Annotated in this window: 12 protein-coding genes; 5 read left to right on the top strand and 7 right to left on the bottom strand. The window is 62.7% G+C overall.

Annotated elements, in window-relative coordinates:
- Together RX331_RS28510 and RX331_RS28505 are read left to right on the top strand one after the other, a co-directional pair.
- On the top strand, positions 1-813 hold the full coding sequence (locus RX331_RS28510) for a UDP-2,3-diacylglucosamine diphosphatase (protein WP_317252924.1): 813 nt from the start codon (positions 1-3) through the stop codon (positions 811-813).
- Positions 814-916: 103 nt separating this feature from the next.
- Positions 917-1,906 carry a threonine/serine dehydratase gene (locus RX331_RS28505; RefSeq protein WP_317252923.1) on the top strand — a complete coding sequence of 330 codons (990 nt, stop codon included), beginning with the start codon at positions 917-919 and terminating at the stop codon, positions 1,904-1,906.
- 70 nt (positions 1,907-1,976) lie between these two features.
- Here RX331_RS28505 and RX331_RS28500 read toward each other — a convergent pair whose 3' ends face one another.
- Positions 1,977-3,584, bottom strand: coding sequence for a caspase family protein (locus RX331_RS28500; protein WP_317252922.1), 1,608 nt, complete (start codon positions 3,582-3,584; stop codon positions 1,977-1,979).
- Between the two features lie 200 nt (positions 3,585-3,784).
- On the opposite strand from RX331_RS28500, the gene RX331_RS28495 reads away from it, so the two are divergent.
- Entirely contained in the window at positions 3,785-4,795 is a 1,011-nt protein-coding gene (locus RX331_RS28495) for an AI-2E family transporter (protein ID WP_317258266.1), read from the top strand.
- 91 nt (positions 4,796-4,886) lie between these two features.
- On the opposite strand, the gene RX331_RS28490 is transcribed toward RX331_RS28495, so the two are convergent.
- The 6 genes from RX331_RS28490 to RX331_RS28465 form a co-directional block, all read right to left on the bottom strand.
- Positions 4,887-7,226: a hypothetical protein gene (locus tag RX331_RS28490; protein ID WP_317252921.1), complete on the bottom strand. Its 2,340-nt coding sequence runs from the start codon at positions 7,224-7,226 to the stop codon at positions 4,887-4,889.
- 126 nt (positions 7,227-7,352) lie between these two features.
- A complete protein-coding gene (locus RX331_RS28485; protein WP_317252920.1) occupies positions 7,353-8,516 on the bottom strand; it encodes a glycosyltransferase family 39 protein in 1,164 nt (387 codons plus the stop codon).
- A gap of 161 nt (positions 8,517-8,677) precedes the next feature.
- Positions 8,678-10,423, bottom strand: a complete 1,746-nt coding sequence (locus RX331_RS28480) for a metallophosphoesterase family protein (protein ID WP_317252919.1) — start codon at positions 10,421-10,423, stop codon at positions 8,678-8,680.
- Between the two features lie 81 nt (positions 10,424-10,504).
- The gene (locus tag RX331_RS28475) at positions 10,505-12,067 is read right to left on the bottom strand and encodes an AbgT family transporter (protein ID WP_317252918.1); all 1,563 of its coding nucleotides are present in this window, start codon (positions 12,065-12,067) and stop codon (positions 10,505-10,507) included.
- Between the two features lie 89 nt (positions 12,068-12,156).
- Entirely contained in the window at positions 12,157-12,678 is a 522-nt protein-coding gene (locus tag RX331_RS28470) for a DUF1269 domain-containing protein (protein ID WP_317252917.1), read from the bottom strand.
- Positions 12,679-12,920: 242 nt separating this feature from the next.
- Entirely contained in the window at positions 12,921-13,127 is a 207-nt protein-coding gene (locus tag RX331_RS28465; protein ID WP_317252916.1) for a hypothetical protein, read from the bottom strand.
- Between RX331_RS28465 and glsA the strand changes: the two genes are divergently transcribed.
- Both glsA and RX331_RS28455 read left to right on the top strand, forming a co-directional pair.
- The gene (glsA, locus tag RX331_RS28460; protein WP_317252915.1) at positions 13,127-14,125 is read left to right on the top strand and encodes a glutaminase A; all 999 of its coding nucleotides are present in this window, start codon (positions 13,127-13,129) and stop codon (positions 14,123-14,125) included. The genes RX331_RS28465 and glsA overlap by 1 nt on opposite strands.
- 65 nt (positions 14,126-14,190) lie before the next feature.
- Entirely contained in the window at positions 14,191-15,846 is a 1,656-nt protein-coding gene (locus RX331_RS28455; protein WP_317252914.1) for an MFS transporter, read from the top strand.
- The last annotated feature ends 183 nt before the right edge of the window (positions 15,847-16,029 follow it).

The raw sequence follows: 16,029 nt of genomic DNA, 5'->3' as shown, positions 1-16,029 counted from the left end.
ATGGGTAGTGACACTTTGAGTGAAGAGAGCCCGGAACGGCGCTTTCGTACCTTGTTTATATCAGATGTCCATCTCGGCGCCCGCGGCTCGCAAGCCGACCGTTTGCTGGACTTCCTTAAGGGTCACGACGCCGACACCGTCTATCTCGTCGGCGACATCGTCGATGGCTGGGCGCTGAAGTCGAGCTGGTACTGGCCGCAATCGCACAATGACTTCGTGCAGAAGATGTTACGCAAGGCGCGCAAGGGCGCCAAGGTCATCTATGTGCCGGGCAATCACGACGAGTTCCTGCGCAACTATTACGGCACGCATTTCGGCGGCATCGACGTGGTTGAAAACACCATTCACGAGGGCGCCGACGGCAAGCGCTATTTGATCATCCACGGCGACATCTTCGACCTCGTGGTGCAGAACGCGCGCTGGCTCGCCCATCTCGGCGACAAGGCCTATGATTTCGCCATCCAGATGAACCGTCTGGTCAACTTCTTCCGGCGGATGTTGGGCGTGCCCTATTGGTCGCTGTCGCAATGGGCGAAGCTGAAGGTCAAGAACGCCGTCAACTATATCGGCGCGTTCGAGAAAACCCTGGCGGGCGAGGCGCGGCGGCATGGCGCCCACGGCGTGATCTGTGGGCACATCCACTACGCCGTCATCCGCGACGAGCACGGCATCCGCTACATGAATTGCGGCGACTGGGTGGAAAGCTGCACCGCGCTGGTCGAGCACGAGGATGGCCGGTTCGAGATCATCACCTGGGCCGATCCGGAGCGGCGGGCGGCGCCGGTTCCTCGCGTCGCCGCGCGCGCGGCATAACGGGGCAAAGGAGCCGAATCGCAGCGAAAGACCCGGTTTTCGTCCCCTGAGATCACGCCAAATCGTCTTGCCGGCCCGTCGGTAGCCGCGTTACAAATTGCGGATGCCAGAACCTGTCCAGAATCGTCCCATTGGCGCGGCCGATATCGAGGCCGCCTCCCAGATCGTCGCGCCCTTTGCGGTGCGCACGCCGCTCTTGACGTTCCCGGTGCTCAACGAGCGCGTCGGGACCAAGGTCTTCCTGAAGCCTGAAATGCTGCAGCGGACCGGATCGTTCAAATTCCGCGGTGCCTTCAACAAGCTGGCATCGATCCCGCAAGAGAAGCGCGGCGGCGGGGTCGTGGCATTCTCCTCCGGCAACCACGCCCAGGGCGTGGCGGCGGCGGCGCAGATCTTGAACATGCAGGCCACCATCGTGATGCCGGCGGATTCGCCGGTCACCAAGCGCGAACGCACCAAGGGCTACGGCGCCGAGGTCGTGCTTTACGACCGCGACAAGGAAGACCGCGAGGCCATCGCCAACGGTATTGCGGCCAAGCGCGGCGCGACGCTGGTGCGCCCCTATGACGATCCCTTTGTGATTGCGGGGCAGGGCACCGCCGGCCGCGAGATCGCCGAGGACATGACGGCGCTCGGGCTCAGCCCCGATATCGTGGTGGCGCCGGCCTCGGGCGGCGGGCTGATCGCCGGCGTCGCGACGGCGGTGAAGTCGAAATTCCCGCAGGCGCAGGTGATCGTTGCCGAGCCCAAGGACTATGACGATCACGGCCTGTCGCTGCGTGCCGGCCATCGCGAAGCCCATCACGCTGCCGGCCGCACCATCTGCGACGCGCTGATGGCGGCGATCCCGGGCGAACTCACCTTCTCGATCAACAGCAAGCTCTTGGCGAACGGCGTCATCGCTTCCGACGAGGAAGTCGGCGCAGCGGTCGCCTATGCCTATCGCGAATTGAAGCTGGTGGTCGAGCCGGGCGGCGCCGTCGGTCTTGCTGCGCTGCTGGCCGGCCGGATCGACGCCAAGGGCAGGAACGTCGTCATCGTGCTCTCCGGCGGTAATGTCGACGCGGACCTGTTCGCCAAACTGGTCGCCTGATCACGCCGTTTCAAACAGACAGCGGGCAGAGCATGTGCTCTGCCCGCTTTTGCTTTGTCCGAAGCTTTGCTCAGCGCCGTCCAAAGCCTCCGCCGAACCCTCGGCCGAACCCGCCGCCGAATGAACCGCGGGACGCGCCGGCGAAGCGGCTGAAGCCTCCGCCGCCCATACGGCTGCCGAAATGACTGCCGCCGCCGAAGTGACGCGGTCCGCTGCCCATCATCGGCCTCCTCATCATCATCGGCCTGTTCATCCGCACCGGATGGTTGTGCATCCTCGGATTCAGGGACGTGATCTTGCCGAACCTGCCGCCGTTCCGGCCGAAGTTGCCGGGCGTGGAATGGCCCTTGCCGGGCAGGCCCATGCCGTTGCCGAAATTGCCTCGGTTAAAGCCGCCGTGGCTGGCGTGGTTCACGTTCATGCCTTTGGCGGGCAGCGTGACGATCCTGGACGCCATCGGCATGTGAGCATGGGCACCAAAATTGCTCGGCTTGAAGTTCGCAGACTGCTTCGCCAGATGCGTGAACTGCATCAGCGGCACGGCCTTCGGTGCGCCCTGCAGCTTCAACGCGGACTTGGCGTAGGGCGTATTGGAAAAACTGTCGTGGAATGTCTTGTAGGCGAACGGCGAGTTCGCGAGCACCGCCTTGTGCCAGGCCTTTGCTACCTGGATGTTGCCGAGCAGCAGGCGGACGTGGTCGCACAGCGGGTCATTCGGGTAGAGGCGGATGAACTCCTCATAATATTCCGGCGAGCCTTCGGACAGCACGTAATCGTAGGCCTGGCGGACCGAGCGCGAGGGCAGGTTCGACGCCATCTGGATGATCGGGGTGCGATCGGGCGCGCGGCCCGCGGCCATCATGGTATCGCCGAAGAAATAGAAATCCGAGGTGAGCGAAGAGCTTTCCCACGGCGTCTGGCGGCCGTTGGTCGCAGTGTTGACCTCGAGCCGGACGCGCTTGAACAATTGCTCGATCGGCAGGTTCGGCACGCGCGCGCTGTTCAGGAACGCCGACGTATAGGGGCTGTGATTGCCGTCGCCATCCTGTGCTTCCATGCCGGGTGAAGTTGAGTAGCCGACGATCGAGCCGTTCGGCGCATCGACGATGGCGAGCCCGCGCCCGTTGTCGCTTGCTTCCGGGAACGGATTGTTGCGGCAGGCGTCGAGCACGACGATGCGCATCCGGCTCGGGATGGATTCCAGCGTGCCCATCACGTCGACCAGCCGCATCGAATTGCCGTCGAGATCGGACGGCGAGGAAATCCTCGCATCGATTGGAAGCAGGTAGTTCTCGCCCGCCACCTGCACGCCATGGCCGGCATAGTAGACCATCGCCACGGTGCGGGGACCGCGCTCGCCCACCTTGGCGGAAAAGTCCTGCACGACCTTGATCATCTCGCCGCGCGTCAGGTCCGTTGCCTGGGTCACCTCGAAACCTGCCGAGTTGAGGAGCTGCGCGACGGATTGCGCGTCGTTGCCGGGATTGGCGAGCCGTGGCGCGGTCTGGTAGTTCGAATTGCCAATGACCAGCGCGACGCGCTCTTCCGGCGGCGGCGCCTGCATGCCGGTGCGGATGTCGGCGCTTGGGGCCTCGGCGAAGGCCAGGCCCGTGGCGGCGAAGCCGAGCAGGCCCGCAAGCAGGCCGGTGCGTAACAGCGATGACTTGAAACGGGACATGACGGTCTCCTGAAACGGATTCGCGCGGCAGCGACTTGCTGCGGGAACGCTAGGCCGACTCGGGGCTCTGGTACGTGACGCCGGTCACGCTCTCGCCAGCGCGCCGCCACACTTGCGGCAATTCGGCGCAGCTGACAATCTCGGGTTGCCGAACGGTCGAAGGAGCCCGGCATGGGGTAAGCTTCGGACTAAAGGCTGCCATCGCCATCATCGCGGCGATACTGATCGCCGCGGCGCTGGCGCAGGCGAGCCAGGTGTTCGCGCCGCTCGCGGCGGCCATCTTCATCATTGCCGTGGTGTGGCCGGTTCAGCGCCGGCTGCAATGGTGGATGCCGAAGCTCGCCGCGCTGGCCATCACCATCATCATCACCGTGGCGGTCTGCTTCGCGCTCGCTTCGCTTGCAGCATGGGGATTTGGCCGCGTCGGGCATTCGCTGCTCGCCGACCTCGCGCGGTATCAGGCCTTTTACGAGGCAACCGTCGCGTGGCTGGATGGTCACGGTGTCTCCGTCGCCGCATTATGGGCCGAGCACTTCAACGTTGGCTGGCTGCTGCGCGCCACGCAATATGTCACCGGCCGCCTCAATACCACGCTGACCTTCTGGGTGATCGCGCTGGTCTACGTCATGCTCGGCCTTCTCGAAGTCGATGATATCTGGCGGCGGATCGAGCGGCTGGAAAACCGCACCGCCGCAGCCGTGCTGCTCGAGGGCGGCACTGCAACCGCCGCAAAGCTTCGCTGGTTCCTCATGGTACGAACGCTGATGAGCGCCGTCACTGGGCTGCTGGTGGGTGTTTTCGCCTGGGCGACCGGACTACCGTTCGCGCTGGAATGGGGCGTGATCGCCTTCGTGCTCAACTATATCCCGTTCATCGGACCATTCATCGCGACGCTGTTTCCGACGCTGCTGGCGATGACCCAGTTCGAGAGCTGGCCTGCGGTATTCGGCCTCTTCGTTTGCCTGAATATCATTCAGTTCGCAGTCGGCAGCTATGTCGAGCCGCGGGTCGCCGGAACCATGCTGTCGATCTCCCCCGTGATCGTGCTGTTCGCGATCTTCTTCTGGACCTTCCTGTGGGGCCTGTTCGGGACCTTCATCGGCGTGCCGATCACGCTTGCCATACTCACGTTCTGTGCCGCACATCCATCGAGTCGCGGGATCGCCGATCTGCTCGGCGGGTCTGATCAGACCAAACCGGGCAAGCTCTAGGCGCTTTTCTTTCCTGCGATGCCAGCCTTGGAACTGACGGGACCCTTCTCGGCGGACATGTCGATCGACTGCACCAGGCGGCTTGCAATGATCACGATGGCGCAGACCGCATAAAAGAACACCCCAACGCATAGGTCTTGGCGATGCCGAACTGGATCGACAACGCCACACCCAGCACCGAGGCGAACATCGACGTAATTCCGTTGGTGCTCCAGAAGAACGGCAGCAGTTCATGATGACGGCGCCAGACACCGAGGCCGAGCGGAAACATCATTCCCATGCAGAATGCAGGAGGAGCCAGCAGCAGGACAGACACCAGAATGCGCATGTTGGTGGACAGCACCCGCCCCCAAACGGTGAGCAGCGGCGTCAGCAGCCCTGCCACCACGAGCGTGGTGAGGAGGGCGGCAATCCTGAAGAGGGTGACTCGCGATCGGGAGGAGCTATCCGCACCGACCGTGGCGCTGCCAATTCCGCTAAACAGAAGAATTGTGAATAGCACGACGCTCAGCCCGTAAACGGGATGTCCGAGAAAGACCATCAGGCGCTGCATCTGCGATATCTCGATCAGCATAAAACCCAACCCGATCGCGCTGAAATAGCCCACGGGCGGCGTCAGTGTCGCCATCGGCATCCGCGTTGCCAGACGGAGGAAGGGCAGCACGACGTAATATCCGCAGGCGCAGAGCGCGACGAGGATGAGCAGGCCGGTGACACCGATCGCAACATTGTTGCTCATGATGTCCCAGCGATGGATGTTCACGAAATCGCCAAAGCGCGAGGTATAGAAGAAGAACGGATTGTCGTCCGTCGAAGCAGCGATGTTTTCCGGCAGCGAATCGAAGAAGGCTTGGTCTGCCTTGTCGGAAAGCAATGTCGCGGTGACGGCATCGAACGTGAAGTCTGGCCCCAACAATATCTTGAAACCCTGCGCCTGAAGCCTATCGCGCGCGGCTTGCCATTCTGCGCCACTGAACGCGTCAGGCCGGGTAATCACCGTCACGATGTTGCCGACGTTGACGGCGACGACGTGATGCCGCAGTTCTGCGGCCGAAACTCCCTTGCGCTGCAGTGCGCTCGCGGCAATCGCAATCAGCCGGTATAGCTCGCCACGGCGATCGGCACCGTACCAGCGCGATACCGACAACAGCCCGCCAGGCTTGAGGGCCCGGTAAAAATCATCCCACGCCTCAACGGTATAGAGACGATTTTCGGTGAGCGTCAGGCCGCCGGCCACCGTCGCCGCCCAGGTATCGATGAGCGAAATCTGCACAAGATCGTACCGCTCGGTCGAGTGGTTGATGTAGCTTCGCGCTTCGGCATTGACCAAGGACACGCCGGGCTGGCGATCGAGATGGCCAGAGAAATCGGCAAATTTATCGGTGAGAACTTCGAAGATCGCCGGGTTGATCTCAATGGCGCGAATACGCTTGGCGCCGAACAGCAGGCCGGAAAGGATGTCACGACCACCCCCGACGCCAACGACAGCGACGTTGGCCGCCGGCCGCAGGAGGTAGGCTGCATTGATGACATCATCCTTCAGGTAGGCGAGCTTTCCGATGTCGCCATCATACCTGGTGATGACCGTGCCTGCATCGGCATCGATGTCGAGGTGGTGCTGGTCGACCCGGGCATCGGGAGTGCGGACCAGACCCCAGCCGATAGGGACCTTCTCGGCCAATTCGCGCACCCTTACCCGCGAATAGGTATTCCAGCGTTCGAACAGCGTGCCGGTCTGCTCGGCGCCCTTGGCCCAGAACACACCGAGATGGCTTCGACCGGTCAGGTCAAGGCCGGAGTGCACGGTGGCCGCCACCGCCAGCGCTAGTGCGACAGCCCCGCTCAAACGCACACTACGGACGTCATCGCTGCCTCGTACGGCGATCCAGCCGACGCCGGCAGCAGCGGCTCCGAGCCATAACGTGGCACTTACGGGGTCGATCACCAGCAGTATGAAGATCACCGCGAGACATCCAGCTGCGGCGCCCAGGAGATCGGCGGCATAGAGCCAACCGCCGCGATAGGGCAAGCGCGTGAGCAACAGCGTGATGCAAACCCCGCCTTCGGTGAACGGAGCCACGAAGGCGATAATCACCAGCGCCAGGGCGAGGGGCACGTTTTCTGCGGGTACGACGAGCGGCACGCACAGGAAGACGATCATGGCGCCAGCGCTGCTGAGTGCGAACCAGGACGCGTGGCGCGCGAATTCGATTCCGACCCGCTCGGCGGCATAACGAACGGGCTTGCGGTAGACCTGCATCGCCCCGCGGGTGAGCCCCAGCATGGCAAGCGAAATGGCCGCGAATGCAAAATGATAATAGAGCATAACGCTGAAGAAGCGCGTTATCAGGATCTGGTAGGAAAGCGTCGCGAACGCCAGCACAAAGATTGCCAGATAATAGCGGCCGGGGATCCTGGATACGGATTGCAATATGCGGCCCTCCTGGTCGGGGGCTTGATGGATACGCTTTGACCACTTGCCGTTATACCGTCAGAGAAGCTCGAGCGCATCAACCGGGTCGTTGCTCAAGCGTGTCATTGCGAGCATTTCTGGTGCTCAACCGATCCAAATCCTACGGGCAAACAAGGCGGTGTTCATGAACAGGAGCGCGCCGAAGATTCCGATCACTCCTGCCAGGAGCCACTTCGCTCGCAATCCTAGACCGGCCAATGTCACAAACAGGGGAAACGAAACGAGATTAAACCGACTCATTGAGACGAAGCCTGCCGGCCCACCGCTGAGTGTCAGATATGGCAACAACAGGACTGCCATGGCGAACAGTGTCCAGCTTGCGCGCAGCCGAGACCAGCCCACAACAATCAAGGCAATGAACAATAGTGTAAACCAGCTAGCTTGTCCCCATGGATTCCAATCGTTGAGCATCATTCGTGTGAACGGCTCAAGCTTCAGTGCCGCGATCAATCTTGTGGCTAGCGTCGTTCCTTGATGGAATGCTGTCTGCCCATCCGCAAAAGCAAACGGAGTTCCGAAAGCGCTCCAGAGGTAGATCATGAATAGCCAGATGCCCGACGTCGCAAGAAGGACGCACGGCGCGAGGGCAAGAACGAACTTCGTCTTGTCGCGATTGGCCCACATCTCCCAGAGAAGGACAGGCAACAGGACAACGCCCGTCGATCGCGTGGCGACTGCCAGGCCTGCCAGAAGTGCGGCTGACAAATAGTATTTATCTCTCAAAGCAAGAAAAAACGAGACAATCAGCAGCAGTGCCAAGGGCTCGGTATACCCGGCCGACAGCAGGACCGAGCCAGGAAAAAAGCTGAGCAGCGCGATCGTGGCGAGCGCCAGTTGATCGCCAAATTCTTCGCGAACCAGCTTGAAAAGGAAGACAATCGCGACCAACCCCGCGACGTTCGATACCAACAGCAATGCATCGACAGGCGCGAGACCGCTAATCGTCGTCAGGCCCCGGGCGAGCATGGGGTAGAGCGGGTAAAACACGATATTCTGTTGAATGGTGGGATCGCCGTTGTAGCGATAACCTTGAGTGACGATCTCGAAATACCATTGCGAATCCCATTGCAATAGCTGGTGGTACCAGCTTGGTCCCGCAGACCAGACGTCGGCTCTCCCGACGGTCAGGTATTGATGAGAGAATACGAGAGCAAGCGCGACCACCGCCCGCGAGCAAAAAAATATCAAGATGGCCCGACAATAGGGAAGCCAGGAATGACTTTTCCAGTTCGGACTCTGCATCTCCATGTCGATACTGTCGCTTGGTATGGGACCCAAGGTCAATCGTCTTGGGAGCATGGAAGACCATTCCACTTACGGTTTGGCCCAAAGCAGACGTGCCAACGCCGCAGACTGATGTCCATGTTCGAAGATAGCCGACGGCAGGGGCGGACGCATCATCCGCGAATTCATGAATGCACGCCCTCGGACTCCTTTTCGCCGGCAATCTCCACGCGCTCCGGTGCCAGCAGGCCGAGCTTCCCATCCGGCCCGGCCGCCAGCGTATGAATATAGAAATACGTCGCCGCATCGTCGGTCGCATTCATCACCGGCGAAGGCGCCGAGATGATCTTTAGCGAACCGCAGGCGCCGATCCAGTCGACATGACGGTGACCGTGCATCACTACCTCGCGGCCGGCCAAGGCTTCGAGCCGGCGCACGAACCAGCTTCCGTTGATCAACGCCGTCCCGATCCGTTCCGAGAAGGCTTTCACCGGCATGGGATATTCCACCACATGGTGATGCAGCGCTACGATCCAGCGAGCCTCCGGATAGTGGCGGATCGCCGCTTCGAAGCGATGGGTCTGTTCGACCGAGACCAGCCCGAGCGCGTTGGTGAAGGAAAAGTGCGTCTCCGCATTGGAGTTCAGGATGGCTACTCCGAGGCCGTCTGCCGCCTCCGGCGGGACGATCATCGGAAACAGGCTGTCGAACAGCTCGCGCAGCACCGCGGCACGGCGCAGGCCGCCGTACCCGGCAAGGGCCACGATCGCATCGCGGTGTGGGGTGAGCGCTTCATTCAGCGTCGCAGCCGGCTTTCCCTTGGCATCGACCACACGCACGCGGTCGCCTTGCACGGCCGCCATCGCCGACAAGGTCCGGATTTGCCGCAGCCGCATGGTCGGGCTGAACGGCAGGTCGAGCCGGGCCGGATTGGCGCGGTCGACGATGTTGACGTCGTGATTGCCCGGCAGCATGACCGCGCGGGCGGCCAGCTCCGGATGGCGCGCCAATGCGTCGAGGAACACGGCCCATTCGCTGGCGCGGCCGGCATCGGTCATATCGCCGCTGATGACGATGTGGTCGAGCGGATCGATCGCATGCAGGGTGGCGAGATGCGTCAGGAGGCGCGCGAGCCGGCCATTGCCGCGCGGGCCCGCCCGTCCGCTTTCGATGCGGAAGCCGTATTGTTCGGCAATCACGTGAAGGTCGGAGAGGTGCGCGACGCGCCAGCGCCGTGCGTTGGGTGCGGCGGTATCGAAATCGGCGAGGTCGACGGGTTGAGACATGCTGGCATCGGCAAATCCCCACACCAGCGATGCGGCCGCCAGATAGCCCGAGACCAGCAGAACGGCATTGGCCAATGTCGGCAGGGCGAGGCGATGCAGCAGGACCAGGTCGTTCCAGCCGCCGGTCCAGCGCGTGGCGGGCCAGGCCAGGATCGCCATCAACACCGCGCAGGCGGACAGCACGATGCCGGCGCCGACCGAATTGCCGCTACGCAACCTCGCCCGGCCCGGCGCGGTCAGCTTCCTGCCCCATATCCGTTCCGTCAGGTGACGCAGCGCCTCGCGGGTGAATGCGTAGCCGGGCTGCACGGCGAGGGCATTGAGCGACCAGAAATTATTCTCGGCGATTCGGAACAGCGGTCGCCATCCGATCCACCCGATCGCGGCGACTGCTAGCAAGACCAGCGCCGTGCCGATTCCGGTCAGCGCGGCGAGCTTTTCCGACAGGGTTGAAAACCAGGCGGAGACCAGCAGTGGCGCCAGACCCAGCAGTACCGCCGGCAACAACAGCAGCACCGTCCAGGCAAACAGCAGTTTGGGCAAACTGATTTCGACCAGCAGGCTGCCGGCGATAGCGAGCAGGGAGCGCTGCCCGGGACTGGCGGCATCGTCCTCGATATCGCCATGGCGCGGGTCGATCAGCATGCGGCCTCCACGCAGACGGCATCACGCGCCGCAGCCGGCCCCGTCATGCTGAGCTCCGCATCGCAGCTTCGCGCATTCGAGCTACACTCCCCAGGGCAGGCCCGACAGGTACCACGCGGCGAAAAGCAGGACCCAGACCGCAAGCATCCAGGCCACATAAGGCAGCATCAGCGCGACCACTGTGCCGACGCCGGCATCCCGCTCGTATTTCCTCGCAAGCCCGACGATCAGCGCAAAATAGGGGTTGAGCGGCGTGATCGAATTGATCGGGCCATCTCCGACCCGGTAGGCTGCCAGCACCGCCGCCGGATCGACGGATAGCTGCACGAACAGCGGGACGAACACGGGCGCAAAGATGGCCCAGGTCGCAATGGCCGGCGTGAAGACGAGATCGAGGACGGCGACAATCAGGATGAGTCCCAGCAGCAGCCAGAGCGGGCCGATATTTGCATTCTTCAGGACGTCGGCGGTCTTGACCGCCAGCAGCGTCGGCATGTTGCTGTAGGTGAAGTAGTCGACGAACTGGCTGATGACCACGAACAGCAGGATCGTGCCGCCCAATCCGGATACCGCCTTGGTCATGGCGTCGACCACATCCGTCGTGCGTCTGATGGTTCCTGCGCCGATGCCATAGGCAATGCCGGTCACCAGGAACAGCAGCATGATGAGGCCGATCATTCCGCTCATGAACGGGGAATCGCCGACAAGCGCGCCTGTTGTCGGGTTGCGCAAGGGCGCGCCCGGGGGCAGCGTCAGCAGGCAGAAGATGAGGGCGAGCGCCAGCAATGCGGCGCCGGCGTATCGCAGCCCACGCGCCTCATCGGCGGAAAGTCGCCCGCCTCGGTGCGGCGGCAGGCTTTCGCTGGCGTGGGCTTCGCGATACGTGCCGAGGCGAGGTTCGAGGATCCGCGTGGTGATCACGGCAATCACGACCGTCAGCACGATGACGGATACGATCGAAAACCACAAATTGGCGGTCACGGCGATCGACATCGCGGGGTTTACGATATGAATGGCGTCGTTGGTCAGCTCGGTGAGGACGGCATCAAGCGGCTTGACCAGCATGTTGACGCTGAAGGCGCTGGCAACGCCGGCCATGCCCAGCGCGATCCCGGCCAGCGGATGCCGGCCGACGCTCAGGAACGCGGAGCCTGCCAGCGGGATCAGCACGAGATAACCCGCATCGGCGGCGACGCTCGACAGGATGCCGACAAAGGCGAGAATGTAGGTCAGCGCCCAATCCGGCGAGATCGTAACGAGCTTGCGGATGCATGCGTCGACGAGGCCGGCTGCTTCGGCCACGCCCACGCCCATCATCGCGACGATCAGGAGGCCGGCCGCGCTGAAGCCCATGAAGTTGGGCACCAGCTGCGTGTAGACATGCCTGATGCCCTCGGCCGTCAGCAGGCTGTTGGCGCGGGCCGTCACGGTATCGATGCCGTGAGTCTTCAGATTGATGACCTGATAGGAAACCGAAGCGTCGAGCAGGTGCAACAGATGCGAGAGAGCCATGGTGATCGCGATCAGTATCAGGAAGATCACGACGGGGTGGGGGATGCTGTTTCCGATCCGCTCGATCGTGTCGAGCACGGTTCGTGCGGGCGCCCTTGCCGGCTCGGTATCGGCTTCGCTCGCGGCGCGCATGTCGGCCGTCCTTGTTGAGCGTGCTGCTGAGAACAGCCGGCAGCGGCGCCATGGCCGCAGCCGGATGTTTCTTGGACAGTTATTGCCGTCTAGGCGGCGTTGGTCTTTGGCGCGGACTGCTCGGCACCCGCCTTCGCCAGCGCGTCGCGAAGCTTCTGTTCCTTGCTGTCGTCCAGCGAGGTCTTGAGCACGGTGCCGCCGGCATCCTGAATCTCGCGCAGCACCTTGTCCGGCGTCATGTTCTTGACGAGGACGAACAGTGCGGCGTTGCCTGGTTGAAGTGTCTCCGAAAGTTTCTTCATGAAGGCATCATCAATCCCGTAGTCCGACAGCGCGCCACCGAGGGCGCCGGATGCCGCGCCGAGCGCAACGCCGAGCAGAGGATTGAGGAAGATCAGGCCGATCAGAAGTCCCCAGAAGCTGCCCGATGCGGCACCGATCGCCGTCGTGTTGACGAGCTGGTTCAACTTGACGGGGCCTGCGTCCGTCTTGACCGCGATCACGGCGTCGCTGAGCGTGATCAGATATTCCTTCTGCAGCTTGAACAGACGCTGCCGTACCTCTTCGGCCTTTGCTTCGGATGGATAGATAATCGCGATCAGATCTGACATCTCCGTATCCTCCTGCTTGATATGATTGGAAGTTGGCCGCACCGGAGCGCTTTTGAAACGTCAACACACCTGCCGCATCGCTCGATGGCTGTGCGGCTTACGCAGATTACGGTATCACAACCAATGAGCGATCAGATCACGCTTCGCTGATCGCGCTCATCAAAGCGTGACGGTGCCCGATCGAATTGGTTTCGAATTCGCGACGCTTTATCGACGCATCCTGCGCGCGCTCCCGCCATTTGTCACAAAGTGTTGTAGCCGAACACACCCAACGCAAACCGACTTTCCGGTTGTGTTGTTGACTCCATACAGCTTTCGGGCCTATCTTCCGCCTGCAGGTCAGAAAAGGCTGAGCGATCGATCGCGGTCGTCTTCAGCGTGCGACTTCTGTTGCCGAACAGCTCGATCCTCCCCGAACGGGATTGATCAAGCCGGATGGAGGAGTCCAATGGACTTTCCTTCAATCGAAGAGCAAGCGGAACGACCTTACATTTCGACGGGGCACCTGCCCGAGCCGGAGATGGTTCAGAAGCTGGTGTCCGACGCCCACACGCGTTTCAAGTCGAACGGCGAGGGACATAATTCGCAGGTTTATCCGGCGCTGGCCAGGGTTCCGAGGGAGCTGTTCGGCGTCTGCGTGGTCGGCACCAGCGGACGCCTCTACGAGGCCGGCGACACCGAATACAAATTCTCGATCATGAGCGTGTCGAAGCCGTTCGTGTTCGCGCTGGTTTGCGAAACGATCGGCCCGGAAGAGGCGCGCGCACGGTTGGGCGCGAACGCCACCGGCTTGCCGTTCAATTCGCTCGCCGCCATCGAGCATGGCGAGGGACGCACCAACCCGATGGTGAACGCGGGCGCAATCGCGACCACGAGCCTCATGCCGGGGCTGACGGCAGACGGCCAATGGCAGTTCATCCACGACGGGCTGTCGCGCTTTGCCGGCCGCAAGCTTGCGCTCAACGAGGAGGTTTATGCCTCGGCGTCGCAGACCAATTATCGCAACCGCAGCATCGCACGGCTGCTGCAAAGCTACGATCGAATCTACTGCGACCCCAATCAGGCGACCGATCTTTACACCCGGCAATGCTCGCTCAATGTCAGCGCGAGGGATCTGGCTGTGATGGGCGCGACGCTGGCGGATGGCGGCGTGAATCCGGTGACGAAGCAGCGCGTCGTCGATGCGGCGGTCTGCCACTATGCGCTGACGGTGATGATCACAGCGGGACTTTATGAGACATCCGGCGACTGGCTCTACGACATCGGCCTGCCCGGCAAGAGCGGCATCGGCGGCGGCATCGTCGCGGTATCCCCGGGCAAGGGCGGTTTCGGCACCTTCGCGCCGCCGCTCGATGCCGCCGGCAACAGCGTGAAGGGGCAGCTCGCGGCAAAGTTCCTGTCACAGCGGCTCGGAATGGATCTATTCGTCTCGCAGCCGGAAAATTGAAGCGGGACTGGATTGTCGGCGATGGCGGCCGGGCAATCCGAAGCCGAGCAATTAGGGAGGACGCCATGGCGACGCATTCGATATCGATCGGAGCGATCCGGGAGGGCGCGCGCGAATCATGGGTGCCAATGATCGCCATCGCGCTCGGCCAGATGATCATGTCCTTCAACGTCGCCTCGCTCCCGGTTGCGCTCGGCGGGATGGTCAAGAGCTTTGGCGTTCCGCCGACCACGGTCGCTACCGGCATCGTGGCCTATTCGATGCTGGTGGCCGGCTTCGTCATGCTCGGCGCCAAGCTCGCGCAGCGCTTCGGCGCGTTGCAGGTGTTCCGCTTCGCCGTGCTGCTGTTCTGCGCCTCGCAGATATTGATGACGTTCAGCCCGACGGCAACGCTGATGATCACGGCGCAGGCGCTTTGCGGCGCGGCGGGTGCGGTGATCGTGCCCTCGCTGGTGGCGCTGATCGCCGAGAACTATACCGGGCGGCAGCAGGCGACAGCGGTCGGTGCGCTCGGCTCGGCGCGCGCCGGCGCCGGCGTGCTGGCGTTCATCATCGGCGGCGTGCTCGGCACCTATATCGGCTGGCGGCCGGCGTTCGGGATTTTGATTGCGGTTTCGGCTATCGTTTTCCTCTTGAGCTTCCGTCTCAAGCGCGACTATGGCCGCCCGGACGTGCAGATCGATGGCGTCGGCGTGGTGCTGGCCGCGTCGGCGATCGTTCTGATCAGCTTCGGCTTCAACAATTTGAATCGCTGGGGCCTCGCACTGGCTGGCCCCAACGCGCCGTTCGATCTTCTGGGCCTTTCGCCGGCGCCTGTGCTCATCGTGCTCGGCGTCGTGCTCGGGCAGGCCTTCCTGATGTGGACGCACCGTCGTCAGGCGGCAGGAAAGACGCCGCTACTGGCGCTCGAGGTCATCGATTCACCGGAGGAGCGCTGCGCGGTCTACGCATTGTTTGCGGTGGTCGCGCTGGAAGCCGCGCTGAATTTCTCGGTGCCGCTTTACATCCAGATCGTGCAAGGGCGGACGCCGTTGGCGACAGCGATTGCGATGATGCCGTTCAACCTCACGGTATTCTTCACGGCGATGCTGGTCGTCAATCTCTACGACCGGATGACGCCGCGGCAGATCGGCCGCTACGGCTTCATGCTCTGCACCGCCGGCCTGGTGTGGCTCGCCTTCGTCGTGCGCAATGACTGGAGCGAAGTCCCGGTGCTGTTTGGCCTCATCCTGTTCGGCATCGGGCAGGGGGCGCTGGTGACCTTGCTGTTCAACGTGCTGGTAACGGCTTCGCCGAAGGAATTGGCAGGTGACGTCGGCTCGCTACGCGGCACCACGCAAAATCTGGCCAGCGCGGTCGGAACGGCGGTGGCCGGCGCGCTGCTGGTCGGCCTGCTGAGCACGATCGTGCTGGGCCAGATCGCCGCCAATCCCGTGCTGCCGAAGGAGATCCAGAGCCAGGTCGATCTCGACAGCATCAATTTCGTCAGCAACGACCGGCTGCGCAGCGTGATGGAAGGCACGACGGCCACGCCGCAGCAGGTCGAGGAAGCCGTGCGCGTGAATACCGATGCGCGGCTGCGCGCACTGAAGATCGGGCTCCTGATCATGGCCGGGCTTGCGCTGCTGGCGATCTTCCCGGCGGGGCGCCTGCCGAACTATCTGCCTGGCGAGATCCCGAACGATACACCCGGCAGCCGACTGCGGGATAGGGCTGATTGAATACGAGCACGCGAGGAAGACGTCCCCAGAAGGAGAACAACAATGCATGCAATCGATCGTCGCACTGCGCTCTGGACTTTGGTGGGTGGTGTCGTTGCCGCCGGCGTGGGCGCAAGCCTGGTACCGGACGTAGCCGAGGCGACGCCGCTGGCGATGCAAAAAGATCCCGGAAAGAACCTCGGA

It is taken from the genome of Bradyrhizobium sp. BWA-3-5 (assembly GCF_032917985.1).
In the GTDB taxonomy this organism is placed as follows: domain Bacteria; phylum Pseudomonadota; class Alphaproteobacteria; order Rhizobiales; family Xanthobacteraceae; genus Bradyrhizobium.
Note: the sequence above shows the minus strand (reverse complement) of the source record. Positions and strands in the feature narration are given on the sequence as shown.